Source organism: Methanococcus maripaludis (assembly GCF_002945325.1).
Lineage (GTDB): Archaea > AGJL01 > Methanococci > Methanococcales > Methanococcaceae > Methanococcus > Methanococcus maripaludis.
The window spans coordinates 423535-448205 of record NZ_CP026606.1 but is presented as its reverse complement, the minus strand read 5'-3'; the positions used below and the strand labels follow the sequence as shown (position 1 = coordinate 448205).

At 31.1% G+C, this 24671-nt stretch carries 26 protein-coding genes; 10 read left to right on the top strand and 16 right to left on the bottom strand.

Features of this window, described 5'->3' with window-relative positions; translation table 11 throughout:
- Window positions 1-13: 13 nt before the first annotated feature.
- The 3 genes from MMJJ_RS02360 to MMJJ_RS02350 form a co-directional block, all read right to left on the bottom strand.
- On the bottom strand, window positions 14-493 hold the full coding sequence (locus MMJJ_RS02360) for a hypothetical protein (RefSeq protein WP_104837512.1): 480 nt from the start codon (window positions 491-493) through the stop codon (window positions 14-16).
- Between the two features lie 616 nt (window positions 494-1109).
- On the bottom strand, window positions 1110-1586 hold the full coding sequence (locus MMJJ_RS02355) for a DUF2798 domain-containing protein (protein ID WP_104837511.1): 477 nt from the start codon (window positions 1584-1586) through the stop codon (window positions 1110-1112).
- A 362-nt stretch (window positions 1587-1948) separates the two neighbouring features.
- On the bottom strand, window positions 1949-3238 hold the full coding sequence (locus MMJJ_RS02350) for a Fic family protein (RefSeq protein ID WP_104837510.1): 1290 nt from the start codon (window positions 3236-3238) through the stop codon (window positions 1949-1951).
- Window positions 3239-3446: 208 nt separating this feature from the next.
- On the opposite strand from MMJJ_RS02350, the gene MMJJ_RS02345 reads away from it, so the two are divergent.
- Together MMJJ_RS02345 and MMJJ_RS02340 are read left to right on the top strand one after the other, a co-directional pair.
- Window positions 3447-4718, top strand: a complete 1272-nt coding sequence (locus tag MMJJ_RS02345) for an ATP-binding protein (protein ID WP_104837509.1) — start codon at window positions 3447-3449, stop codon at window positions 4716-4718.
- Between the two features lie 349 nt (window positions 4719-5067).
- Window positions 5068-5616: an SAM-dependent methyltransferase gene (locus tag MMJJ_RS02340; protein ID WP_104837508.1), complete on the top strand. Its 549-nt coding sequence runs from the start codon at window positions 5068-5070 to the stop codon at window positions 5614-5616.
- A gap of 266 nt (window positions 5617-5882) precedes the next feature.
- On the opposite strand, the gene MMJJ_RS02335 is transcribed toward MMJJ_RS02340, so the two are convergent.
- Window positions 5883-7154, bottom strand: coding sequence for an ABC transporter substrate-binding protein (locus MMJJ_RS02335; RefSeq protein WP_104837507.1), 1272 nt, complete (start codon window positions 7152-7154; stop codon window positions 5883-5885).
- A gap of 162 nt (window positions 7155-7316) precedes the next feature.
- Window positions 7317-8453 carry an ABC transporter ATP-binding protein gene (locus MMJJ_RS02330; RefSeq protein ID WP_104837506.1) on the bottom strand — a complete coding sequence of 379 codons (1137 nt, stop codon included), beginning with the start codon at window positions 8451-8453 and terminating at the stop codon, window positions 7317-7319.
- Window positions 8454-8587: 134 nt separating this feature from the next.
- On the opposite strand from MMJJ_RS02330, the gene MMJJ_RS02325 reads away from it, so the two are divergent.
- The gene (locus MMJJ_RS02325; RefSeq protein WP_104837505.1) at window positions 8588-9544 is read left to right on the top strand and encodes a nucleoside recognition domain-containing protein; all 957 of its coding nucleotides are present in this window, start codon (window positions 8588-8590) and stop codon (window positions 9542-9544) included.
- 97 nt (window positions 9545-9641) lie between these two features.
- Here the strand turns inward: MMJJ_RS02325 and MMJJ_RS02320 are convergent, their stop codons facing one another.
- The 5 genes from MMJJ_RS02320 to MMJJ_RS02300 form a co-directional block, all read right to left on the bottom strand.
- Window positions 9642-10376, bottom strand: coding sequence for a vWA domain-containing protein (locus MMJJ_RS02320; RefSeq protein WP_104837504.1), 735 nt, complete (start codon window positions 10374-10376; stop codon window positions 9642-9644).
- 119 nt (window positions 10377-10495) lie between these two features.
- Window positions 10496-11236 (bottom strand): hypothetical protein, encoded by a 741-nt coding sequence (locus MMJJ_RS02315; protein ID WP_244901549.1) that lies wholly within the window; start codon window positions 11234-11236, stop codon window positions 10496-10498.
- Window positions 11229-11933: an ABC transporter ATP-binding protein gene (locus tag MMJJ_RS02310; RefSeq protein ID WP_104837503.1), complete on the bottom strand. Its 705-nt coding sequence runs from the start codon at window positions 11931-11933 to the stop codon at window positions 11229-11231. Before MMJJ_RS02310 ends, MMJJ_RS02315 begins: the two co-directional genes overlap by 8 nt.
- A 194-nt stretch (window positions 11934-12127) precedes the next feature.
- Entirely contained in the window at window positions 12128-12703 is a 576-nt protein-coding gene (locus MMJJ_RS02305) for a hypothetical protein (RefSeq protein ID WP_104837502.1), read from the bottom strand.
- 39 nt (window positions 12704-12742) lie between these two features.
- Window positions 12743-13201: a hypothetical protein gene (locus MMJJ_RS02300; protein ID WP_104837501.1), complete on the bottom strand. Its 459-nt coding sequence runs from the start codon at window positions 13199-13201 to the stop codon at window positions 12743-12745.
- Between the two features lie 503 nt (window positions 13202-13704).
- On the opposite strand from MMJJ_RS02300, the gene MMJJ_RS02295 reads away from it, so the two are divergent.
- Complete coding sequence (locus MMJJ_RS02295; protein ID WP_104837500.1) at window positions 13705-14430, top strand: hypothetical protein; 726 nt, start codon at window positions 13705-13707, stop codon at window positions 14428-14430.
- 13 nt (window positions 14431-14443) lie between these two features.
- Window positions 14444-15070 carry a helix-turn-helix transcriptional regulator gene (locus MMJJ_RS02290; RefSeq protein WP_104837499.1) on the top strand — a complete coding sequence of 209 codons (627 nt, stop codon included), beginning with the start codon at window positions 14444-14446 and terminating at the stop codon, window positions 15068-15070.
- A gap of 1 nt (window position 15071) precedes the next feature.
- Here the strand turns inward: MMJJ_RS02290 and MMJJ_RS02285 are convergent, their stop codons facing one another.
- Window positions 15072-15293 (bottom strand): class III signal peptide-containing protein, encoded by a 222-nt coding sequence (locus MMJJ_RS02285; protein ID WP_104837498.1) that lies wholly within the window; start codon window positions 15291-15293, stop codon window positions 15072-15074.
- Between the two features lie 423 nt (window positions 15294-15716).
- Window positions 15717-17375, bottom strand: a complete 1659-nt coding sequence (locus MMJJ_RS02280; protein ID WP_104837497.1) for a SulP family inorganic anion transporter — start codon at window positions 17373-17375, stop codon at window positions 15717-15719.
- Between the two features lie 231 nt (window positions 17376-17606).
- Between MMJJ_RS02280 and MMJJ_RS02275 the strand changes: the two genes are divergently transcribed.
- The 5 genes from MMJJ_RS02275 to MMJJ_RS02255 all read left to right on the top strand — a co-directional run bounded on the left by MMJJ_RS02275 (window position 17607) and on the right by MMJJ_RS02255 (window position 21273).
- Window positions 17607-18224 (top strand): nucleotidyltransferase domain-containing protein, encoded by a 618-nt coding sequence (locus MMJJ_RS02275; RefSeq protein WP_104837496.1) that lies wholly within the window; start codon window positions 17607-17609, stop codon window positions 18222-18224.
- Window positions 18211-18720 (top strand): HEPN domain-containing protein, encoded by a 510-nt coding sequence (locus MMJJ_RS02270; RefSeq protein ID WP_011170475.1) that lies wholly within the window; start codon window positions 18211-18213, stop codon window positions 18718-18720. Before MMJJ_RS02275 ends, MMJJ_RS02270 begins: the two co-directional genes overlap by 14 nt.
- A gap of 157 nt (window positions 18721-18877) precedes the next feature.
- A complete protein-coding gene (locus MMJJ_RS02265; protein ID WP_104837495.1) occupies window positions 18878-20347 on the top strand; it encodes a hypothetical protein in 1470 nt (489 codons plus the stop codon).
- A gap of 120 nt (window positions 20348-20467) precedes the next feature.
- Window positions 20468-21037, top strand: a complete 570-nt coding sequence (locus MMJJ_RS02260; protein WP_104837494.1) for a hypothetical protein — start codon at window positions 20468-20470, stop codon at window positions 21035-21037.
- 5 nt (window positions 21038-21042) lie between these two features.
- Window positions 21043-21273: a hypothetical protein gene (locus MMJJ_RS02255; protein ID WP_104837493.1), complete on the top strand. Its 231-nt coding sequence runs from the start codon at window positions 21043-21045 to the stop codon at window positions 21271-21273.
- A gap of 4 nt (window positions 21274-21277) precedes the next feature.
- Here the strand turns inward: MMJJ_RS02255 and MMJJ_RS02250 are convergent, their stop codons facing one another.
- The 4 genes from MMJJ_RS02250 to MMJJ_RS02235 form a co-directional block, all read right to left on the bottom strand.
- A complete protein-coding gene (locus tag MMJJ_RS02250; protein WP_104837492.1) occupies window positions 21278-22360 on the bottom strand; it encodes a mechanosensitive ion channel family protein in 1083 nt (360 codons plus the stop codon).
- Window positions 22361-22999, bottom strand: a complete 639-nt coding sequence (locus MMJJ_RS02245; protein WP_104837491.1) for a DUF432 domain-containing protein — start codon at window positions 22997-22999, stop codon at window positions 22361-22363. It abuts the gene before it with no gap.
- A 150-nt stretch (window positions 23000-23149) separates the two neighbouring features.
- A complete protein-coding gene (locus MMJJ_RS02240; RefSeq protein ID WP_104837490.1) occupies window positions 23150-23563 on the bottom strand; it encodes a CGGC domain-containing protein in 414 nt (137 codons plus the stop codon).
- Window positions 23564-23587: 24 nt separating this feature from the next.
- Window positions 23588-24658, bottom strand: coding sequence for a DUF123 domain-containing protein (locus tag MMJJ_RS02235; protein WP_104837489.1), 1071 nt, complete (start codon window positions 24656-24658; stop codon window positions 23588-23590).
- Window positions 24659-24671: the final 13 nt, after the last annotated feature.

The window sequence follows — 24671 nt, the reverse complement described above, 5'->3', positions numbered from 1 at the left end:
GGGATTTCGAAAACTATTCTTTGGATGAAGAGAATACGTTTTTAAATAATCTTTTTAGATTTTGATTTAACCCATAAACTTTTCCATCGTCCCATTCAATATTCATATTTTCAATGAATTCATCCCGATCAGGAATTGTTATTTTGTAGAGGTCTTCAGAATCGTTTTTTGTTATTTTCAAAGCTAAAATTCCGTTAAATGCAGGAATATCTAAATTTAGGATCATATCTCCATATTCATCCAAGTAATTTTCCAATTTACGAAATCCGTCATTTTCATTTTCCATTTTTAAAAATTGGACGGCCCTATGTTTTCCAATCGTTAGTTTATCTGGATCAAAGTCATTTTCTAACCATGGTTCAATATCAATATAGAATTCAGAATATTCATCGTCCCATTCGTTTTCAGGGATCTCAAATTGAAGTTCAGATTCATGTGCAGAAATTATCCAGAATTCTGGAACGGATTTTACTTTTTTGATTTTCAATGCCAAGAAATTCCCTTTTCTAGTCATGAGTCCTAATGATATTATGAATTCACAAGATTCATCTTTCTTACTTCTTTTCCAAATAATTAATCTAAAACCGTTGATCTAACAAAATTACGAAAATGTTGGTGATGTGTTTGTTTAAAATTTTAAAAATAGCCCTGTTGTGTCGTTTATAAAATTTATTTAAAAAGATTAAAAAGAGATCTGGAACAATTCAACAACCCCCTCAGAAATTGAACTGTTCTTAATGCCTGATACCGTGTAGGATTAACTCCCCAATCCCATTATTTTCACCCCTTCAGGCAAATATAATTTTTGAAAATAGCATTACTTAAACATTCAGATTGATTGAATTAGATCTATGTATACAAAACGATCACAATTTTATTAGTCTGCAACATATCAAAAAGATTTATTGGACTCCCCGAAACAAAAATATTTTATTTTTCTAATTAAATTTTCTGATACGGAATGATCTAAAAATCAAGTAATCGGAGTATTTTTTGAAAAATCTAATAACGCTCATATAATGACATTAGGAAAAGTTTTTATTCTCATTTTTAGCAGAAAACTGGTTTGAAAAGAAATTAAATGATTAATTTCTTTTAAAAAAGTATATTTATTTTGCAACATCGATAATACATCCTTCTGGAAAAATTTTTCTAAAAACAAAGCCCACAAGCGGCCCTGCAACGAATACGATTAAAGGATAAGCAAATAAAAAGTTAATAACCAAGTTATGGCCCCATGTTAGCGGTAACTCGTTTGAAAATCCAACTGTTAAAATGGATCCATACAATGACATCAAAGAAGCCATTCCTGAAACAATAACTAACGCAGCTATCGCTCTTTTTTGAAACGCTGTGTGATGATCTTTGTGTAATTTAAACACTAATTTCATACCATGTCTTCCAACAACATAATATTCAAGCGTAAATGCAACTATGAACGTAAGTGGGAAACTTAACCAGCTCACTTTGAGAACTTCTGCAGAAAAGCCTTGGTGTAATACCAAATTATATGTGGTCATTACAAATGCCATAAAACAAACGTAAAAAAAGGTATGAATTAAATTTTCGGTTTTATTGTGGATCATATGCTCACCCTGTGTTTTTTAAAATTGAATTCATTTGCAAGAAAGTTTAACACAAGGCGTGTCTATATGTATCAAACAAAATTTGACATCTTCTTACCAGCATATCTTGAAAATACTTAATTTATAAAGTTAACGTCTGGTTTATTTTTAAACTATTAAAAACTGTTTTCAAAACACACGGTATCCAATCAAATTTGGGGGAAAATCAAACTATTTTTAATCAATTTTTGAATATTCGATTAATCAAAAGTCTTTAATTTCTAATTTTTAAAATATTCCCTGATAGAACCATTTAATTTGCCTGCTGGCAGGTAAATATCTAATCCCAAACCTTTTCAAAATTTAATATCAACTAGTAAAATTCACTTTTTATTCAAAACATACACAAATTCTTTTCCAGCTTTTTTCTTTTCCAGATATCCTAATTCCACAAGATGGTTTAAATCTGCCCTTCCGGTTGCGTAAGCTACGTTATATGTTGTAACGATTTCTTTAATTGTAATTATGTTTTCAGGAGTCTTTAAAATCTCTTTTAAAATCTCGGCCTGACGCAAATTAAGATCTTCTGATTTATTTATAAGATTTAGAACTTCTTTTTGTTCAACCTGTTTTTTACTTAAATAATCCAATATTTCATCAAGGGATCTGCAGATGCATTCCAGGTTGTATTTTATAAAATATGTTAAATCTCCTTTATCGTCTTTATAAAAAGTATCTGATTCCGTTTTTAAATAAGCGTCCCGATACTGTCCTTTTGATCCATTAATTACTCTTGAAATTGCCATATATTCAAATAACCAGTAATCGTTCTTTAAAAGGTACCAGTAAAATAGGGATCTTGCAGTTATGCCGTTTCCATCGTTGAATGGGTGAATATAGCCAATTAAAAAGTGGATTATGATTCCCTTTATTATTGGATGGATGAATTTGTCTTTTGAATTTGAAAATTCACATAAATTATTCATTAATGATTCAACCAGCTCGTATTTTGGAGGTTCGTGAAGCAGTGTTCCATCAGTAGAATAAACTGCAATTTCATTGTTTTTTCTAAATTTTCCAACAAATTCGGGATCTTCAAGCGTTCCATCAGTGATAATTTTATGAATTTTTAATATTTCAGAAATAGAAAATTCTTTATTTTTTATTTCAAGGATGTATTTCATCGTATTGTAATTATTAAGGATCATTTTTTGATCTTTATTTTTTGGTTTTTGGCCTTTTTTTAGCATTTCCTTCGCTACTTTTCTCGTAGTTACTGCCCCTTCAATCTGGCTTGAAGCAATTGCTTCTTCCATCAATGAGTCTATAATATATCGTTCTTTTTCACTTGGAATAGATTCGAGTGCAGTTGAAAGGTTTCCAGATGCCGATTTATCGAGGGTATGCAGCTTTTCAATGAATTCATCGATTAAAGAATAATTAAATGTCCATTTTCCAAAATGTATTGATTTTAAATTATTCATTCTAAACATTTTCATTATTGTCCAGATAATAACTGGATCTATCGGAAGTGTTTTATGTTTTAATTCATTAAAATGAAGATACTTTTCATTGTATTTTTGGACAATATCAATTATTTCCCGATTTGGTACGTATTTAATTGCAATATCAATGTTTTCTTTTGAATATTTTGGAATTTCTGGAAGTTTCATAAATTATCAACTATCATTTTCTATCAATTCATTACATTTTGATAGATTATATAAATCAAAGATTTATTAACACAAAAAACTTTGTTTTTAGTGTATTGATAGTTCAAATATCGCCAATTTCTAAAACATTTAAATACCTTTACCTATAGATAAGTAAATAATTGTATTTTATTTACTCATGATTAGGTAAATATTTGGGTGAGAAAATATGGAACTTCGAGATATCATAAAATCAATAATTAAAGAATATGAACAAAGAGAAATATCATTAAATGAAAGAAGTGTAATCCTACCTGAAACAAACAAAGCTCTTGCAGTTGTAGGAATAAGGAGATCTGGAAAAACATCCATATTGATGAAATTATTCAAAGAAACTGAAAATGCAATATTCTTTCCACTTGATGATGATAGGGTATTTCCAGTAACTCTCGACACATTGCGGGAAATTGTAAAAGTTTCAAAAGAAATTTACCCTGATAAAAAAATAACGTTCTTTTTTGACGAAATTCAGGAAATTGAAAACTTTGAACTTGTTATAAAGAGATTGGTTGAAAAAGAAGATTATAAAGTTTATTTGACCGGATCATCTTCAAAATTACTTTCAAAAGAGATTGCAACACAACTTCGAGGAAGAAGTTTAAGTGTTGAAGTATTTCCCTTATCTTTCAAAGAATACCTTGATTTTAAGAATATAACGTTAACAGATATTTTAACTGAACAAGAACATGCTAATTTATTAAATAACCTGGAAAATTACTTAAATTATGGCGGATTTCCAGAAATTGTACTCGAAGAAGAAAATCGTGAAGATATTTTGAAAAACTATCTTGATATGGTAGTTTATAAAGACATTATTGAAAGGTACAATGTGAAAAATACCGATTCATTGAGGTTATTTTTAAAATTTTTAATCAATTCAAACACGAAAAAAGTTTCTATCAATAAACTTGCAAATCACTTTAAATCTATGGGCGTTAGTGTAAGTAAAAACACCCTATACGAATATTTGAGCCATTTAAATGATTCTTACGTGATATTTCCGTTAAAAAAATACGCTTACAGTTTAAAAGAAAGCAGTTTAAGTTTGATGAAGTCATACGTGATCGATAATGGCTTTATAAAAATGTACGACTTTAAAAATTCAAGCGATATTGGAAAATACCTTGAAAATGCAGTTTTTATTGAATTAAGAAGAAGAGGATTAGTTGAAAATCAAGAACTCTTTTACTATGAAGACGACATCGGTGAAGTTGACTTTTTAGTTAAACAAAATGAACATGTTTCAAAATTAATAAACGTCTGTTACAGTTTGAATTTTGAAAATTACGATAGGGAAATTAAAAAACTCGTTAAAATCGGGAAGAAAATAAAATGCAATGAATTATATCTGATAACATTTGATTTAGAGAAAGAAATAACCGAAGATGGTATACTGGTTAAAGCCGTTCCTTTCTGGAAGTTTATTGATTTAGATATATAGTTTTTTCGTGAAAAATAAATATATACTTACCCCCATTTTTGAATATTCAATCAATCAACTGTTCTTAACTTCTTCTTTTCCAAATAATTAATCTAACGCAGTTAATCTGACAAAATATGGAAATTGCTAATTTAATTACCACTCCGAAATATGGCCTAACAGGACGTTTCTTCCAACTAAAAAACATACTGAAAATGATTAAAATCGATATTCTTGGTTGAAAATGTTGAAACAAATCAAAAAACATATATAATTCTCCGCCGATAATTATGTTAAATAAGCAATAAATACCTGCTAAAAACAAAAATAAAGTATTTATTATCAAATTTATGGGAAAAGGAGGCTAATTATGGATACACAATTTAATGATATCACCTTGCACCCGATTGGTGTGGTCCGCAGTATTACTAAGCAGCCTTTTCTTATTGCCGATGAAACAGGCATCAAGATGCGAGACGACATCGCTCCGACTATTGATGAGGTTCGAAAAACCGAAAAGACGATTTCTGATGTCGTCCTTAACAGGGACCTCGCAGAACATCTCGAAGGAATAGAGGAATATTCCCATATCAAGATCATCTACTGGGCCCATGATGTCCCTCGAAAAGCCCGTGATATCAAAAAAGTCCACCCGATGGGAAATCCCGAATACCCGCTAGTGGGACTCTTCTCCACCTGCAGTCCTGCTCGTCCGAATCCGATTCTCACAACTGTTGTCCGCCTAGTTGGAAAGGAAGGCACAACATTACATGTCACAGGTCTCGATGCCATCGACGGCAGCCCAGTCCTCGATATCAAACCGCATGTTGGGGAGTTTTATCCTGCGGAGGGAGTTAAAATTCCTGATTGGATGGAAAAGATTCAGTCTACAGTAATGCAGAGAAAAACAAATGATTAATTTTTCTTTTTCGCCAGTTCAAACTTGAATCAAACTTCCAAATTAATCCGACTTAAATATTAATTTTTGAAATTCTTTTTCTCTTTTTTTAAATTTTAAAAAACAGAATATAAAATAATTAAACTGATTAAAAATATTAAAAAATTTTAGTCTTTTTTAAAAAAGTTAAATACAAAAGGCAGCTTGATGTTGAAAATTTTTGAGAGTTTAATTTTTAGAAATATAAAATTTTATTCAACATAAAAAAGAGTATATTAAAAAATTAATTATTCGATTTTATTGAAATAAGTTAAGCTAGAATCTCCTCCGGAATATAATTCAGGATGGATCATTCTTGCAAAGTCTTCCATGTAATTTGCCGGATCTTTTGCTTCATCTAGATAATAAGATGTAACAGGAATGTATAATTTTCCGTTAGAAAGTGATTCAAAACTTGCAAGATTTGGATCGTACTGCAATAAATCATCTCTAGATTCTATTCCGTAATATTCCATTCCCATATAAATAACAACGTCTGCACTTGCAGCTCTTTCGTAGAATGTTTCTGCATCAATAATAAGACTGCTAGATCCAGGAATGTCGTTAAATATATTTTCTCCACCAAATTCGGTAATCATTTTATTGTTATAGTTTTGAGAACCGTAAAGGTAGTAAGTTAATCCTCCGTAATCTACAGGCATAACATATACCACTGTTGGATAGTCATCTGCCGTAGATGCAGTCCTAATTAATTCATTTCTTTTATGCCACGCATCTTGGAAATACTGTTCAATTGCATCTGAATTTGAATCGCCCCAGAATGCAGCAACGAATTTAGCCCATTCGATTCTTCCAAGGTATGTTTTTTCATCGTAAGTATAAAATCGGGCTACATCTATTCCAAGTTCAGTTTCCAATTTATTTTCTGCAACATCATGATCATCCCAGCTACCTAAAAATACCACATCAGGATTTAAAATAGCGATTTTATCGTAATCTATATCCGTTATGCCGCCCACAGTAATTGTTTCATTATTTAAATAGCGTGAATAGATTTCTTCCGAATTCGTTGTATCCCAGTTTCCAATTCCATCAATCGTGTCATATACGTCAGCATTATTCAAAACATCTGCAGTTGAAAGCACTGGTGAATATTGGGTACATGCAAGACTGTTTATGGGGGCAGTTATCACAGTTGCTCCTTCAATTTGAGGATCGGTTGCTCCTTCTTTTAATAAAACAAATTCATTACCTACTGAATCTTTGACATAACAGTAACCATTATCCCAGTTAGGGTCCATTTCAAAAGTTTCTGCAAATACGACTGGATCCCTAAAAGTATCGTAATTTTTAAACAAATAAACTACATCAACAACGTTTACGGAATTGTCACAGTTTAAATCCCCGACATCTAATCCGACATTTCTGTGTTTAAAAAGATAAACTACGTCTGCAATACTGATGCTGTCGTCTCCGTTAACGTCTCCAATAGCTTGGGCGGAGATTGACGGCATAAATGCAATCATAGCAAGCATTAATAGCGCCATTATTTTTTTCAAATTACCACCTTCGTAATAATAATATTAAAAATATAGTATCAAATAGTATGAGTAATCAAGTACTATTTAAAAGTTGTCAAGTTATCTTTATAAAGATAAGTACGATTAAAAAATGGTATAAAAATTAATAAATGAAAAAAATAATTCTTTGTTAATATGGTTCTAAATGTCTTTTAAACATTGAATATTTCCATCATAGTTGATGACTGTTTTACCCAATTTTTGAGCTTGTTCCACGAGATTTAAATTTAAAATATTCATGTCGCCAACAGGGTAGTTCGTGTTTATAAATACATCTGCGGATTCTAGTTCCTTAAATGCTTCATCCAATTTTTCATTTGAAATTTTACAGAATGCTTCTTCGCAAATAATATCTAATTCCATAGATTCTGCTACTGCATAGTCAATGTCGTTTTTTTGCAAGATTCCAACAGTAATGTCATACCCATTTTTTACCAAATATCTTAATACTCCAGAACCACTTCCTCCCCCGCAGTTTACAAATACTTTTTTATTTCCATTTTTTTTATCGTTAAATTCATTTTTTAACTCAAAATATCCAATTAAATTACTATAATTGGCGTTTTTCAAATCATAAAGCGAATTGACTGTTTTTTTATCCATTATCTCTTCAGGGTACCCATAAGCGATTATATTATGGTCTTTAATGAGTGCCATTTTATCCGCTATTCTTAAACCCAATTCTATATCGTGCAAAGTTACAATTATCGCAAGATTTTTTTCAGTGGCCAGTTTTCTTAAAAGAAGAGTTAACTCAATTTTATGTTTTGCATCCAAAAAACTGGTCGGTTCATCCAGTATCAGTACATTTGGCTCTTGTGCAATTGCTCTTGCAATCATAATTTTTTGTTTTTCACCATCACTCATCTCAAAGAAATTTTTTGAAAGAAGATGTTCAGCATTTACTGATATTGCAGCATTTGTAACAATTAATTTATCTTCATCAGATAATCTGCCAAAAAGATCAGTATATGGATGCCTTCCAATTGCAATTATATCAAAACCAGTCATATTTCCAGGATTAACCCGATCAGTTAATACAACTGCCATTTCTTTTGCAAGTTCTTTTGGCTTTAATTCATGAATTTTTTCAGCGTTTAAATAAACTACGCCTGTTTTTGGCTTTAAATATGTTGCAATAGTTTTTAGAAGTGTTGATTTGCCAACCCCGTTTGGACCGATTATGCATAATATTTCGCCCTCTTTTATTTCGAGATTTGCATTTTCAACAACCACATAATCGTTATATCCAACAGTTAAGTTTTCTGTTTTTAGCAATATATCACAACGAGTTATTGTTTTAGGTATTCGAATCAAATTTTTACGATTTAAAATATTATTTTTATTTTTAAAAGACTTTAAATAATAAGATATTATATTTTTTATTACTTTATATTAACTATGGTGGTTCAGTGAACATTTTTGATTTTTCAATATTGGGCAATTCTCTATTAAGTGCGGCGCTGTATACAATAAAACTATCATCAGTGGTTCTTCTTACAATGTTTATCATGAACTGCCTGATAAATACTGGAATAATGAAAAAAGTAAGTAATTTTTTATATCCTTTTACAAAACATCTAAAAATGAATCAGCTTTCATTATATTCAATACTTTCATGTTTTTTTAGCCCTACTGTGGGCTATTCAATACTTGCTGAAGGATATAATGATAAAAAAGTCAACGAAAAAGAACTCATTGGAAGCTCCCTTGCAAATTCATTTCCCTCAATATTTTCACACACATTTACATTTTTTATACCAATTGCAATACCCCTACTCGGAATGACTGGCGTTATATATATTTTAATCCGGTCGGGGGTTGCAATGGTAAAAACAATTATTGGTTTATGTTATTTAGCGCTAGTCTCGAAAAATACGGTAGAATATGAACCAAAAAATGAAGAACAAAAGAATATTAAAAAAAGCATGAAAAAATCGTTTGAGAGTACTTTAAGGGTTTCAAAACGAATCCTTCCCATAATGTTTGTCACAATGTTTATTGTCATCTATTTCTCAAATTTAGGAGTTTTTGAAGTCATAAAACTGATTATAAATCCCGTTACAGGATATTTGAATCTTGATCCGAGTGTTGGAATTTTAATTCTCACAGATTTAATCAATGTTCAGGCAGCAATGGTAATGGGAAGTGGGCTTTTGGAAAAAGGGGTTTTGAGTTCAAAAGACGTGATAATTGGATTAATCTTTGCAAATGTTATATCACTTTCAACAAGATATGCAAAACACTCTCTTCCATTGCATGTTTCATTATTCGGGCCGAAATTGGGAACTAAAATCGTCATGATAAATGCAAGTATTACATTTGCCATCGATATATTAATAATCGGGGCGTTTTTATTGCTTGGCTGATTCCAAAATTAATTTTAATATTTTTTAAATATGGTAATTGCAATCATACTAAAAAAACTATAATTTTTCTAAAAAAGTAGTAAAAATTCCGTATTAATTATATATTTTCCATTTCAGCATTCGTAATTTCTGATATCTTGTCCAAATAGGATATAGATGGATCGATTACCCCTTTATTCCGGATATCATATATTTTAAATGAAATTTTCCTTTTTTGAATGGTTTTTGAAAGTTCTTCGATTTCGTATTTTATGTCTTTTTTAATGGGAACATTCGCTTTTCCATCACTTATCAGTATAAATTCAACTGAAGATTTTTTGTTTTTATTCCTAAACTGTTTTGAAATGTTTAATGCAGCTTTAAGTGCTGAAGAAAGTGGAGTTTTACCTCCTGTTTTTATGGAGTCCAACTGAGCCTTAATTAAATTATATTTTCTTGTAAATGGGGACAATACTATAGCTTCACGCCCCCTAAAAGATATCACTGAGATATATTCTCTTTTTACGTAGGAATCATCAGCGTAACGGTCCACGATTCCCTTGGCAATCCCGATTCTTTTGGAGATTCCCATACTCCCGCTCGAATCAAGAAGGATTACTGAAAGTTTAGGAATCCTGTTTTTTCGAATTTTTACCTTGAAATCACTTTGTAAAAGTTTGTATGGTTTCTGATTTAGAATTGCGCTGTTTATTGTGGAAATTATATCTATATCTTCGTAGTGTTCGGGTTTTGATACTGCTGTATAAGATATTGGGTACCCCCTTTTGGAGCCTATTTCAGATACCCTTACTTTTTTAGATCCACCATGATTTTCAAAACATTTTTTTTCCATTTCAGAATTTTTGGAAATTATTTTTTTATCAAAATTTTCAGTTTTGAAATTTAATTCTTTAAAGTTGTGGTTTTTTTCTTCGAAATCCGTTTTATTTCCATCATTGTTATCTTTTTCATCTAATGGTGGTGATGGGGGACTAGTTGGCGGATCTGTTTCCGTTTTTTTTTAGATTCGTCTTCCATTTCTTCGTTATTTTCATTTTCCATGGACTGTGATGGCGGATTACTGTTTGGATTAGATAATCTGTGGATGAGTGCAAGATCCATTGCTGTTTTTAAATCCTCCAAACTAACTTCCATACGTCCATCAAGTGCTGCAATGGTTTTCGCAGTTTTTATCGTGGTTATTTCTGCACGATGCGTTTTTATCCCTAAATGAATTATGGAATCAATTAACATTTTTAATAGTTCTTCTGAAATTGTTACATCATTCAGAATTTTTTTCGCAAGTTTTATCGATTCTGTTAAATTTTCTTCGATTGACGCATACGTTTCATAAAATGAAAATGGGTCTTTTTGGAATTTTTCGACTCTTTTTAAAACCTCAAGCCTGTCATCTGCTTCAAAGAGGGATTCTATTTCCACGTAAAGTCCGAATCTATCAAGTAACTGGGGTCTTAACTCACCTTCTTCTGGATTCATACTTCCAATTAGCACAAATCTTGAAGGGTGTTTAAAGGAAATTCCCTCTCTTTCAATCGTATTCCAACCCATTGCTGCAGAATCGAGCAATATATCAATAACATAATCATCGACATCTTCGTAAAATGTGTATGCATAATTTCCCATAATTGAGAATAACATTATTAACATTACGGATCCTATTTTTAAGGACTTTTTATACATCATATCACTCATGAACCGCATTCGGCTTGTTATCAATTATATTTATAATTTTTCCGTCTTTTAATTCAACAATCGTTTTTGCGTATTTTGCAAGTTTTTGATCGTGTGTAATCATAATAATTGTTTTTCCACTTTCCCAGAGGGCAGTGAATAAATTTATAATTTCTTTACCTGTCGCACTGTCGAGCGCTCCTGTAGGTTCATCTGCAAGAATTATTTCAGGGTCACATGCTAACGCTCTTGCAATTGATACTCGCTGTTGCTGACCTCCTGAAAGCTGTGATGGTTTGTTGTTCATCCTGTCTTCAAGGCCAACCTGTTTTAATGCTCGTTCTGCAGATCTTTCTGCAGTAGAATCATTTACTTCCTGTATTTGTAATGGTAAAAGCACATTTTCAAGTGCTGTCATGTTTGGAATTAAATTATACTGCTGAAATACAAACCCAATGGTTTTTCCACGAAGTTCAGATAGTTCAGATTCAGTCATATTCGAAATATTTTTAGATTTAAGGTAAACGTCGCCTTTTGTTGGCACATCAAGGCATCCTATCATATTCATCATGGTCGATTTTCCAGAACCTGATGATCCAACAATTGCGACGAAATCACCTTTATTTACATCAAGAGAAACTCCTTTCAGGGCCTGAACCTCAACTTCGCCCATCTGGTAGATTTTCCAAACATCTTCAAGGCTTATAATTTTGTACATATTTTCACTTGGAAATTTTTTCCATACGACTAATCATATTTTTAGATTCTTTTTTTAAATTGACTAATGAAATCATTCCAAATATGATTAAGAATACCATTATCAGGGGGAGCAGTAATCTAATCATTTTTATCACGCTTTTTAAAAAATTAAAAGATATGGATATTATTTTAGTTTCGTTTTGGGGGTGTTAGTTATTCAAAGTTAGCTTTTTGGCATTCTCCTTTTCTTTCAGGCATTCCTTCAGGCATATTAGTTATCATTTCTTCGAGTTTTTCAGGATCATCAATCAAACCTTGAGTCATCTCGATTCTTTCCTGAATTCTAGTCCTTAATTGTTCGTCTTCACAAGAAGCATATTCATCTTCAAGATCAGCAAGCTGTTCTTCAAGAGCATCCTGAATCTCTTCAGTCGTCATGTTCTGGAAGTCGATTTTAAAACCATTTTCTTTTCTTTCAGGCATTCCTTCAGGCATATTAGTTATCATTTCTTCGAGTTTTTCAGGATCATCAATCAAACCTTGAGTCATCTCGATTCTTTCCTGAATTCTAGTCCTTAATTGTTCGTCTTCACAAGAAGCATATTCATCTTCAAGATCAGCAAGCTGTTCTTCAAGAGCATCCTGAATCTCTTCAGTCGTCATGTTCTGGAAGTCGATTGGACACAGTATACTGGGTCCTTGTTTTCCCATATCCATAAATTCTGATGCGGCAAAGGATACTGAAACAAGTCCAAGAACCATTAATATTCCAAGTATGATTTTTCTCACAATCTGCACCTTATACTTCTTTCATGATTTTTAAGGTTTTTATTCGTTATTTGGCATTATTTCAATCGGGGTGTTATTTTCAAAATTTTCAGGAATTTGGGGTGGGTATTTCGTGTTATTAACGTTTTCAGGCATACCTGACATATTTCTCTGTTCTGGCACGTATTCATTGAAATTTTCAGGCATATTATTTGGGGTATTTCGTGTTTTATTCGTTATGTTTTCAGGTGTATTGTTAATAATTTCAGGCGTACTATTATTCATTTTAGAATTATTTGGTTCAGGCATCATTGACAGATTTTTGGACGTATTTTCAAGTTCAACTTTTTCAAGTTCAAGATGATTATTAGTTCCAAGTGCTGACTTCAACCATGATAATATGTTATTAAATATACCACTGGAGTTTTCAGAAGTTTGTTCGTCCATAGCCATACAATAAGGGACAAGTGTGATAACCATAAGAATGGCTCCAGTAACTTTTTTCAGATCATTGTTCATGTTTTCCCTATTTAATTTCCAAAGGGCACTATTTGGAAACTATATTTCGGGTAAATTTTAAGTTAGGAATTATTGGGATCTAATAATTCCATAAACCTAATTGAATCCCCAAACAATTAGGTTTGAAAGTAAGTGTTCTCACAATTACTTTCAACTAACCTAACTCGGGAACAGCATAAGAACGTATTTTGAAACAGCAATTCCAGATTATGAAACGGTATTCTAAAGCTTTTGAAGAATTATTTTTTAAAAATAGTATTATATTATCCTTTAAAGTAATTAAAAAATTGTTTAAACTTTTTAAATTAAAAAAAACTAATAATGTTTAATTATAAAATATAATTTCAAAATTTTTCAAAAAAAATTTCCCAAATTTTGAAAGGATCATGAACGGGCATTTATATACTATACTATTAAAATGAACTATTCCATTATTTGGAACAGGCGTTCCACATCAAATAATTATACTGTTTGGACAATACAATTGTTAGATAACTTAAAGAATGGTTGGTATCATGAAACGAATTTTAATTATATTTTTAGTACTGACAATTATCGGGATTGCAATAGGAGTAATGAAGCCGTTTGACTCAGTGCTTGTCGAAGATGATATATTTATTGCACATGGTTTTGAAGATAAACCAAATACTACTGAATTTAACCCTTATCCTCAAGGAAATCCTGCTTTAAGTGATGACCAAAACCGCGCGATTGAAATTGCTGTATCAAATGAAACGGTTTCAGGTTATTTGTCCGAGGGCTACTGGCTTGCACCAGGCACCATGTTATTAAAAGAAGATTTTGAAGAATATGGTGAAAATTTTAAGGGAGTTCTTTTAGCTAAAAATGAGACGTTAATATATGTAATTGTAGATGTCAAAGAAAATAAAGTTAATATGATACAAAATTACACAACGTTTGAATTTAAGGCCAAAACAATGGTTGTTGAACAAAATGGTGAATATTCAGAAATTAAAGCTACTGGATTTACAGATAATGATGTAAAAACAGTTCGAGAAATATTATCCAATGACCAAAAAACAGCTCAAATTATAAAAAATAAGAATTACAATATAACTATTCAAGACATGGTTTATTTAAGCAATAAAAATATCCAGAATGCAACATATGCAATGGTTCTACTGGATATTGAAGATGGTTCTAAATACGTGGTAATGGTGGATATTACCGAAAGGAAAGTTTTCAAAATGGGCAGGCCCGTAAACTAATTGTGTGAAATTTATGAGTTCAAAAGTTAAAATAGCCATATATGTGCTGATATTTATCGTTTCAGTGATAGTATTAACCTCTAAATTTCTATATCCGCCAACAGTTCAGGTAATAGTTCAAGGGGACACCACGTATGTTCAAGAAGTTCCTAACGTGTACACTCTCTACGATTGCATGTTAATGGTTTTAGCATCATTTTCTTTATGTTTAAGTACAACTTTAATTTACTTTACAGTTCGCGATTTAGAGCTTTCAGAGAAAAATAATGTTAATAAAATAGATTTAAGTGATTTAAACGAGCATATTGGAAAAATAGTGTCTTCAAAGGTAGACGATAAAATTAATGGAAATACTGACGAAATTTCAAACGCTAATTTTGAAGTGGGAAATGACTTAAAAACAACCGAAAACGAAGAAAAATTAAGAATGGAAAATTTTATTAAAATTTTAAAAGGAAACGAAAAAACAATTGTAAAAATATTAATGGATCACGGGGAAATGACGCAGAGTGAACTGTTTGAAAGAACAAAAATTCCAAAATCAACCCTTTCAAGAACTTTAAGTGATTTAGAAGTTAGGGGAATAGTTTTAAGGTATGAACATGGAATAAGTAAAAAAGTAAAATTAAATAAATTATAATTTATGGAATAGTTATTTCAGAAATGTTGCCACAAACATTTTCTGTAACGTTTATAAGGGCATCACTTGTATTTTTTGCAGTTTTGCCAGCATGTGTATCCGAATATTTAACATTTACTGCATAAAAATAGCTTGCAATTGCTGCAACTGCAACTGCAGACGCAACCAAGATTCCCATTTCCATTGAAACTTGTCCTTTTTTTGAATATAATTTTTTAAACATAACTTCCCCCAAAAAATACTTGTTTTAATCAGAATAGCTTACTTAATTCTATTTTTTAGGAGGTATATATGTCTAATTGTTTTTCAAGAGACATTACTTCTAAACAAATTTAGAATATATTTAAATTAAAACGCTATTTATTGATTTTTTTAAAATATATCCATTTTATTCCGTTTTTATTAACTTTAATCCCCAAAATAATATATATTACATCATAGAAAATTTATATTATCCCAGAATTAATTTTTCTGGGGTATATTGGGGAGTTTAAGGGAACATTAGTTCTTTAAATAAATATTGGCCTAAAACGTCACAGATCCATAACCAGTTTTTCGGTCGAAACACGAAGTATGCCGTGCACCATTGACTGTTTTTTAAACGGTAGGCATACTTTTTATTTCTTTTTTATATTTCCAAAACGAATTATTTTGGACATAAACCAGTTTCAGGGTGTTTTATCTTTATTATTTCTCTTGCACGAACAAGTGCTAAATCGATATTTTCGCAGATATTTTCATTACCAATTTTATCAGTAAGGCCGTATTTTTCAAATTTAGTTCTTAATTTATAGTCTGCACCAGAAATAATCAGCGATATATTTTGAATTTTAGACGATTCGATGAATTCTTCGAGATTTTTTATTCCCGTCGAATCAATTATTGGGACATTTCGCATACGAAGAATTATTGCAGAAGGTTTTCTTTTGGCAACGACGTTCAATGTACTTTTAAATTTATCCGCAATTCCGAAGAAAAACGGTCCGTTTATTTCGTAAACTTCAATACATGGTGGAACATCTTTTAAAGTTATTGAATATGGATCTTCTTCCTGTGGAACGGTTTTTAAGTTAGAAATTTCGCTAACTTCAATTAATCGCTGCATGAATACAATCACTGCAAGAAGCATTCCAATCTGTATTGCCGTATTTAAATTTACGAAGATTGTGAGCAGAAATGTAACGAGTAAAACGATTCTATCTCTTTTTGGGGATTTAAATAGTATCGATTTAAAGTGTTTTACTTCAGCCATGTTCCATGCTACAACTACAAGTATTGCAGAAAGTGTAGCAAGGGGGATTTTTAAAATTAATGGTGATAACAAAAGCATAAATAAAAATAACATTATTGAATGGATTATTCCAGATAATCTTGATGTAGCTCCAGCTTTAATATTTGTTGCAGTACGTGCAAGTGCTCCTGTTGCAGGAATTCCTCCAAACAATACTGACCCAATATTTGCAATTCCTTGTCCAACCAATTCTTTATTTGAATTGTGTTTATATCCGGTCATACCGTCTGCAACAACAGCGCACATTAATGATTCTATTGCTCCTAAAAATGCGATAGAAAGTGCACTTGGAAATAAAAGTTCCATTTTTTGAAAGTTCAGTTCAGGAAGACTTGGAAGTGGAATGCTGTTTGGAATCTGTCCAAATTTAGATTCAATCGTTTCAACAGGTAAATTAAATGTATAAACTAAAACAATTCCAACAATTATTGCGATTATTGGAGAAGGGATTTTCGAAAATACTTTTTTTGATTTTGTAAGAATAACTAACGATAATATTGAAATGAACAGTGCGTATGGATTTAATAACTGAATATTTGTAGCATACGTAATCCACTGGCCTAGAAATGTTGCAGGAACGTTTGTTATTGAGAGTCCAAAAAAATCTTTCACTTGCGTAGAAAAAATTATTAACGCAATTCCTGATGTAAATCCCATTGTTACAGGATATGGAATAAATTTTATAATGTTTCCAAGTTTTAACAATCCCATGACGATTAAAATAACGCCTGCCATTAATGTAGCGATTACAAGACCTTCATAGCCGTATGTAGCTATGATTCCATAAAGTATTACTACAAAAGCTCCCGTAGGCCCCCCTATTTGATATTTACTTCCCCCGAAAACAGAAATTAGAAGACCTGCGATTATTGCTGTAAATAAACCTTTTTCAGGTGAAACTCCTGAAGCTATTGCAAAAGCCATTGCAAGAGGCAGTGCAACTATTGCAATGGTAAACCCTGCAAATAAGTCGTTTTTCAGGTTTTCATAATTTAAATTATTATTAATTTTCATATAATGGTGCCCTCCCAGAAGTTACGCATCGTTTTACATTAAATACGAAGTTTATTTTTTTAGATTATAACGCATTGCAATTTCAGTATATAAATATATCGAAATTTTTAATTGGGGGACTAATTTATCGTATATCTAATTTTACACCGTATGACAGTGTTATGCCAAAAATTGGTGACATGTTGCCAAAAATTGGTAAATTATATATACTTAAAAATATAATCAAAAGTTATGAATGCTTTAGACAAATTATACCGGGCATACTACACAAAAAGTGAAAATAAATTATATTTTAGCGAATTAAAAGAACTCACTGGACTTTCAAACAGTTCACTTCAAAATGCTTTGAAAAAATTAGAATCTGAAAAGCAGATTTTAAAGTTAAAAGAAAAATCAAACGCATATTACATTTTGAAAAATACTAAAAAAACAGTTTTTAAATTTTCAGAAATCGATGATGAGCGATTTTGGAAGTTACATAGAAATGTGAGAGCCCCGATATTGGATTTTTTAGAAAATTTCCCAAAAGAAATCGATTTTATGATTCTTTTTGGTTCCGCTTCAAGAAAAAAAGAAACAGAAGGCAGTGACATTGATTTGATGGTTGTAATTCATTCATTTGAAGATCCCGACTTACAAAAAAGATATCGAGAAGAAATAAACCAGAAACTCGAATACGCAAAGGCAAAAGCGGAATGCAGGTCGATATATCCATTAAGTATAGTCGCAGTTGAAATCGACTATTTTTTAAACTCCAATGACCATATGGTAGAACAGGCTAAATTAACCGGATTTCCAGTTTTTGGACACCAGAATTACCACGAGGTAATTTTAAATGTTAAACGTTGAAGAATATTTTAAAAATAAGGAAAAACTTGAAGGTGCTTATGATTTTCACACCTACAAGAAAAATCTCGAAAAAGAACGCCATGCAAAGTCTTTAGTGTACGCACATCTTGATAAAGCAAAACATAATCTTGCATTTGTAAATCAAAATATTAAAAGTGGCAATTTTCAGGATTGGAGTATTGTTGGGCTTTATTATGCAGTTTACCATGCAGCACTGGCACTTGTCGCTAAAAAAGGTTTTATTTCAAGAAGTCACAATGCCACAATGATTTTTCTGATAAAAAATTATACAAACGAATTCAGAGATGAAGAACTGCAGTTGATCGATGACCTTGCAATAACTAAAAAAGATGCAACATTTTACACAGATTTAAAATCAGAACGTCAAAAAGCGAGTTATTCGACTGATGCGATGTTTAATGAGTCAAAAGTTTTAGAACTTCAGAAAAAATCAATTGATTTTGTAAATAAAGTTGAAGACATTATTGAAGACTAATTTAATCATTAATTTTTCAAATTTTAATATTCTATCGTTTTTTAAATCAGTATAACTTTTTATATTCTTTTTTATAAATATATTTGTTGTTTATATACCAATTAATTATTTTAGACATTTAATGTTATATTTGATTTAATCTGTTTTGGTGGTTTAAATGGGGTTATGGAGTAAAATAAAGGATACGTCATTAAATATTGCAACCGTTGGATTATATGGCCTTGGTAAAAAGATTGGGAATGCGGCAAGTACTGCGGAGGAAGCCGCTGCAGAAGCTGCAATAGCACTTGCATCAATCGGGATTACTGTTCAGGAAGTTGGTGAACAGTTAGAATCACTGCTTCACGAAACAGAAAAGTTAATTGTAATAAAAAGACTGATTCCAAGAGAAACTGACGATTTATGGGATGAAGAAAAAGAACGGCTCGAAGAACTTCAGGCAGAACTTTCAGAAATAGAAGAAAAAATGCAAAATTTAGGCGTTGATTCTTCAGACTACAATTTTGGTTCTAATTTTTCTGATTTCTTTAATTTTGACCGAATTCATGAAATAATGGATCTTGTATTGCGAAGATATCGGCTGAAAAAAGAAATTTATGAAATATTATATACTGAACCAGGAATTATTTCTGAAAGTATATACAACATAAATGAAAGCATAGAACGATTTAACACATTAGAACAGCCCAAAATCGAAAATATAATGGATTCTGTTGACGAAAATCTTTTAAAAACTGAAGAATTACTTGAAGAAGTAAAAAAATTGTTTGTAGTAAATAAAAAAGAAGAAGAACTTAAGTTAAAACTTCCCTGGTATAATTACAAAATAGAAAAGCTAAAAAGTGATAAAGAATACTTTTCAGAACGTTTTGGAAAAAAAGAATTACAGATTCAAAAATTTGAGGAACGGTTAAAACCAAACTTTGAAATAGACATTGAGGTTGTAAATCCGCCTGATGTAATTTTAAAAACAGATGTTCAAAAAGAAGATTCAATCAACTTAAATGAAAAAGCTATTGAAAAAACTGAGCTATTAGAAAATATTAACGTTCAAAAGACTTCAAAAACTAATGTGGCAACACAAAATGTTCCAAAAGTTATTTCAGCTTCAACTTACGAAAACGTTGTAAATCTTGGAAAGAAATTTTCAATTGATTCAAACTCATTTAAAACAAATTCAGACGTTTCAAGGGTAAAATCTTGCACAAGATCAAAAGAAGAAACAATTCAAAGAGCCAAAAATCTCTTAAAATCACAAAAAGATTATTTTGAGCGAGAAATGTATAGGTTGGATAGAATTGTTGAATTAAATAATATAAAAACAGAAAATGAACCCGGAGTAATTCCAAAAACTCTGGATGAAGTTTATGAAATATTAAAAGGCGTAAAAGAAGAAGAACAGCCCAGAATAGATAAACTTCTCGATTCACTAAATGACACGCTTGATGAAACGAAATTAACAATTTCAGAAGTAAAAACTACAATTGAGCCCATTCGAGGACTTATTGATAGTTTTTCAGGTCTTGAAAAACCATTAAAAATTGGATTAATACTTTTTGGGGCACTTTTGGTATTAGATCTTCTTGCAGCATTTATAGTCCTGGTAAAAATTGCAATATGGGGTTAATTTGAGTTATTTTTAAGTTAATCTTCAAAAAATTCTCTTTTTTCCTTTAAATCACGATGATTTAGCTAAATTTACTTTTTTATACCCATTATGATATAATTTATAAATGGGGTGAAAAGTATGTGGGAGAAAGATAGAATCTATGCAGATTCTCAAAGAAAAATTCATGAAAGTTTTCCAAAAATAATTGTAAACTTGGCAGTTGCTTTTGTAATATGGCTCCTTGCAATTTTAGTATTCCAACCACTTGGTGATTTCTTAGGAAATCCGTTTATATTCGGTTTAATTGGGATGAAAGCCATAATTTCTGGAGTAGTTATAATTGCACTTGTAATAATTCTTTTAAAGATTCTTAAAAACATATTGATGCTAACAGACGGCATTTCGGATATGGTTGCGGTTAAATTCATGAAAGACGACTTAAATGAAGAAAAATTGCAGCACTACCGATCTGGATTCAGGGGATTAGGATACGTATTACTTGCAATAATTGCATACATGTTTTTCCTGCCGCTTCTTGCAGGGATATTTGCAGCACTTGCAGGAATCGTTTTAGTACTACTTATAATCTGGGCAATATTTGTAGTAATTCGTGTAGGAAATATTTTTTCAGAAGATATTGAAAGAAAAGCCGCAGAAATTACAAAAAAGTTTGAAAAAACGGAAAATAAAGAATCTGAAGAAGAGTAGGAACTATGAAAAAAGAAATAAATATCATTCTTTTACTAATTCTTTGGATAGTACTCGCTTACTCTGTCGGTTTAAATCCAGAACTACTTTCATTTCTGACTAACTACATTTCTTACGGGATTAATGATATTGCAGCCATTTTTGTAATATTGATGGTAATTCTATCAATAATTACTGCATGGGGATTAATTTGGTCAATAAATAAGTCATTAAAAGAATATTCAAAAGATTTTTAATAATTTATTCACTTTTTTCCCCGGTTTCTTTTTCAATTTTAATTTTAAGATCCTGGGGGAACCAGACTGTCCTTTGAGGGAATGGAATTTCTACTTTTTCCTTATCGAATTCTTTTTTAATGTTTTTTACAAGTTCCATTTTTACTTCGTACCATTTTTCGCTCGGAGTCCAAGCTTTTACTGATATATCGACACTGCTGTTTCCAAGATCATTTACAAAAATCTGAAACTCCGGTTCAACCAATACATAAGTCATATTTTCAAGTATCTTTGATATAATGTCCATTGCGCGCTGTGCATCCTCTTTATAGGCAATTCCAACTACAATATCAACACGTCTTGCAGGATATTTTTTGTTGTTCACAATCTCGGAATTAAAGACTTTTTCATTAGGTATTCTGACCAATACTCCATCCCATGTTCTAATCCTTGTTGACATCATTTTAATATCATTTACAATTCCCGAATTCGTTCCAATTTGTACGGAATCTCCAATTTTTAGCGGTTTATCAAAATAAAGGAATATTCCTGATATAAAGTTTGCAACAACGGTTTGGGATGCAAAACCTAAGATTATACCCGTAATTCCTCCTGCAACAAGAAGCGTTCCAAGCTTGCTAGTAAGTCCAAGCATCTGAAAAACTATTCCAAACGCGATAATCATCGCTGAATAATGAAATACGGTTGCTTTTAACCTATATTCTGCAAATTTCCCTTCCTGTGATCCTTTTAATAACAGGTACCTCTTAGAACGGTTAGAAATTCGATATGTGAAATAAATGATCAGCAGTGAATAAGTCAAAATTTTTAAGTCAAAACCAAATAGTTGGTATGTTACAAAACTTTCTATAACATTTAATGCAAGAACTACAAATATTGCAAGTACAAATGTTGAAATTAACCCTGCAGTTTCCTCGTTTAATATCCACGTCTGTTTTGTAGTTTCAGATATTTTTTTAACCCGTTTTTCAATAAAATATGAAACGAATAATCCGATAACTACTACTAAAATTAATTTTAATCCTGAATAATAAGATAAACCATAAAAAAAGCTGTTCTGTAAATATTCGAGCAGTTCTGGTATCATTTATATTCTCCTCAGGAAATTTGATACAGGGGTTACATTTTTAGTTCCGATTAGCCCATTTTTAGGCGTTTTTGCAGTATTTAATAATTCTACGGTTCCGTTTTTTGTAATATTAATAATTGTCGGGTAATATGCTTTATCTTCTGAATAGTACATTATGGTTTCCCAGATTGGAAAAACCAATTTTTCAAATGTTTTCCAGTAATTTGAACCATTGCTAAGAATGAATTTGGTAACACAAGGTGAATCAGGTTCTTTAGTATATACTTCGCTTAAATGGTATCTTGAAATATCGCCTATATCGACAGTTCCATAAATTGTATATTTCTCTTTTCCAAGTTTGATTACATCTAACTCCATATCTCCTAATTTTAGTTCGATATCACAAGGGGATTCCACGTACCCCCTAAATGTGTCTTTTGGGGGGACTATAACTGGTTCTTTAAAATTAATTGTTAAATAATGGACCCCATAACCAAATGCAGGACGTGGGACAATTTTTAAAGAATAAGACGATTTTTTTATTAGTTTTGAGGTGTTTCCTCTAGTGTATTTTAATAATCCATCTTTTTCTTCAATTTCAATTTCCTGATTTTCAATTTGAAATTTTTCCGGGATTAATGGCCGATATCCAAACATAATATTATATATGTTTTCAAAAGATTTATATTTTTATCTTTTTAAAAAAATAGGCCCTATTTGATAGATTTTTTTAAAAAAGGTTGAATTTTATTATTTAACCCAAGTATGTCTCGTTAATCTAAAATTTCGCGGAATAAAAAAATTTAATTATTGGTATTTTTTATAAATTCCTTCTTCTCGCAGTTTTTCAGATTTTTTACTAAAAATACTGCCTTCCAGTATATTTTTGTACCCCTTTTTGTTTATTATCTGTTTTATATAGTCAATATTCGGGCACCTGTCGTAATGGGAGTTATCTGTGGACATACAGGATGAAAGATGTATTTTAACTTCATCTTTTTCAATATCCTCATATTTTTTAAGCCAATTTGAAAAATTTGCAAGTTTAGAACTTACCAATTTACCAGAACAGCCACCACAGGTAAACGAAATATATTTCGTATCATTATCGTAATTTTTAAATGCATCAGTTTTTTCATAAAAAGCATTCGTGCATCTCATTCCACTGCACCGGTTTTTAGCCATATCGCACTGGATTATAACTACATATTTTGTTTTCATGTTTTTTCCTCTATTTACCTTTAATCAGGGTTTAATGTAGTATAAATGACTTTTACACTTGCAATCCGAACATCCGAAAGACTCTATCGAATCTAAAACTAAATTAAACCGCTGTGAAACATCGCATTCAAAACGTCCAAGTGTTACGTTTACTTCTTTTACATTTGAAAATTCAAGTAAATAATCAATATGCCATCTTTTTTTCTTGTTGTCCGATAAATGCCGGCTTATTCTATTATAAAGGTTCATACTATTCCCCATTGCAGAACCGATGTAGAAATAATCTCCTTTTTTAAATTTAATTTCCCTTTTTCCAACGAGAATGGTTTTTGGAGAGTTCATTTTTATTCTCAAGACATAAGTACCTTTATCCTTCGGGATTTTAGTTTTCGGGGTCTTTTTAAATTTAAAATCCGCGTAAATTTTTTCGATTTCATTTAATGAATTGTAATGGGGGCAGATTTTTCTAATTTCAGAAAAGCATTTGTCGCATTTTGGAATCGGACTGCATGTTTCCTGCCCAAATACTACGAGTAAATTGTTTATTTTTTTCCAGTAGTTTTTAGGAAGTTTTTTTCTAAGTTCCATTTCTGTGTTTTCTGGGGACTCAGTATCTACATAATTCCATCGATTTGTAATCCTATGAACGTGAGTGTCAACACAGATTGCATAATCGTCAAATGCAAGAGTCATTACTAGATTTGCAGTTTTTCTACCGACTCCCGGAAGTGTTACCAGCTCTTCAATCGAATTTGGAACATTTGAATTATATTTTTCAATTAAAATTTCTCCTAATTTTTTCAGATTTTTAGCCTTTGTTTTGTAAAATCCTGCAGGGTGCACTAACGTCTCAAGTTCGTCAATAGAGATTTTAACAAGGTCTTTTGGGTTTTTTACTTTTTTAAACAATTCTTTTGAGACTTTTGCGGTAGTTTCGTCTTTTGTGCGCGCGCTTATCACTGTAGAAATCAGTATTTTAAATGCCCGCTCATTTTCATTTGAATTTTTAGATATTTTGTCAACTACGGCATCTTTTTTTAATTTTTCGTCCAGGATATCTAAAAATTTAATAAAGTTGTTGTCAAAATCGTTCATAATCATCCTGTCA

Coding starts and splice junctions, on each gene's coding strand:
- MMJJ_RS02355 (WP_104837511.1), bottom strand. CDS start 1,586: ATGATCCACAATAAAACCGAAAATTTAATTCATACCTTTTTTTACGTT.
- MMJJ_RS02350 (WP_104837510.1), bottom strand. CDS start 3,238: ATGAAACTTCCAGAAATTCCAAAATATTCAAAAGAAAACATTGATATT.
- MMJJ_RS02345 (WP_104837509.1), top strand. CDS start 3,447: ATGGAACTTCGAGATATCATAAAATCAATAATTAAAGAATATGAACAA.
- MMJJ_RS02340 (WP_104837508.1), top strand. CDS start 5,068: ATGGATACACAATTTAATGATATCACCTTGCACCCGATTGGTGTGGTC.
- MMJJ_RS02320 (WP_104837504.1), bottom strand. CDS start 10,376: ATGGAAAAAAAATGTTTTGAAAATCATGGTGGATCTAAAAAAGTAAGG.
- MMJJ_RS02315 (WP_244901549.1), bottom strand. CDS start 11,236: ATGAGTGATATGATGTATAAAAAGTCCTTAAAAATAGGATCCGTAATG.
- MMJJ_RS02310 (WP_104837503.1), bottom strand. CDS start 11,933: ATGTACAAAATTATAAGCCTTGAAGATGTTTGGAAAATCTACCAGATG.
- MMJJ_RS02300 (WP_104837501.1), bottom strand. CDS start 13,201: ATGAACAATGATCTGAAAAAAGTTACTGGAGCCATTCTTATGGTTATC.
- MMJJ_RS02295 (WP_104837500.1), top strand. CDS start 13,705: ATGGTTGGTATCATGAAACGAATTTTAATTATATTTTTAGTACTGACA.
- MMJJ_RS02290 (WP_104837499.1), top strand. CDS start 14,444: ATGAGTTCAAAAGTTAAAATAGCCATATATGTGCTGATATTTATCGTT.
- MMJJ_RS02285 (WP_104837498.1), bottom strand. CDS start 15,293: ATGTTTAAAAAATTATATTCAAAAAAAGGACAAGTTTCAATGGAAATG.
- MMJJ_RS02280 (WP_104837497.1), bottom strand. CDS start 17,375: ATGAAAATTAATAATAATTTAAATTATGAAAACCTGAAAAACGACTTA.
- MMJJ_RS02275 (WP_104837496.1), top strand. CDS start 17,607: ATGAATGCTTTAGACAAATTATACCGGGCATACTACACAAAAAGTGAA.
- MMJJ_RS02270 (WP_011170475.1), top strand. CDS start 18,211: ATGTTAAACGTTGAAGAATATTTTAAAAATAAGGAAAAACTTGAAGGT.
- MMJJ_RS02265 (WP_104837495.1), top strand. CDS start 18,878: ATGGGGTTATGGAGTAAAATAAAGGATACGTCATTAAATATTGCAACC.
- MMJJ_RS02260 (WP_104837494.1), top strand. CDS start 20,468: ATGTGGGAGAAAGATAGAATCTATGCAGATTCTCAAAGAAAAATTCAT.
- MMJJ_RS02255 (WP_104837493.1), top strand. CDS start 21,043: ATGAAAAAAGAAATAAATATCATTCTTTTACTAATTCTTTGGATAGTA.
- MMJJ_RS02250 (WP_104837492.1), bottom strand. CDS start 22,360: ATGATACCAGAACTGCTCGAATATTTACAGAACAGCTTTTTTTATGGT.
- MMJJ_RS02245 (WP_104837491.1), bottom strand. CDS start 22,999: ATGTTTGGATATCGGCCATTAATCCCGGAAAAATTTCAAATTGAAAAT.
- MMJJ_RS02240 (WP_104837490.1), bottom strand. CDS start 23,563: ATGAAAACAAAATATGTAGTTATAATCCAGTGCGATATGGCTAAAAAC.
- MMJJ_RS02235 (WP_104837489.1), bottom strand. CDS start 24,658: ATGAACGATTTTGACAACAACTTTATTAAATTTTTAGATATCCTGGAC.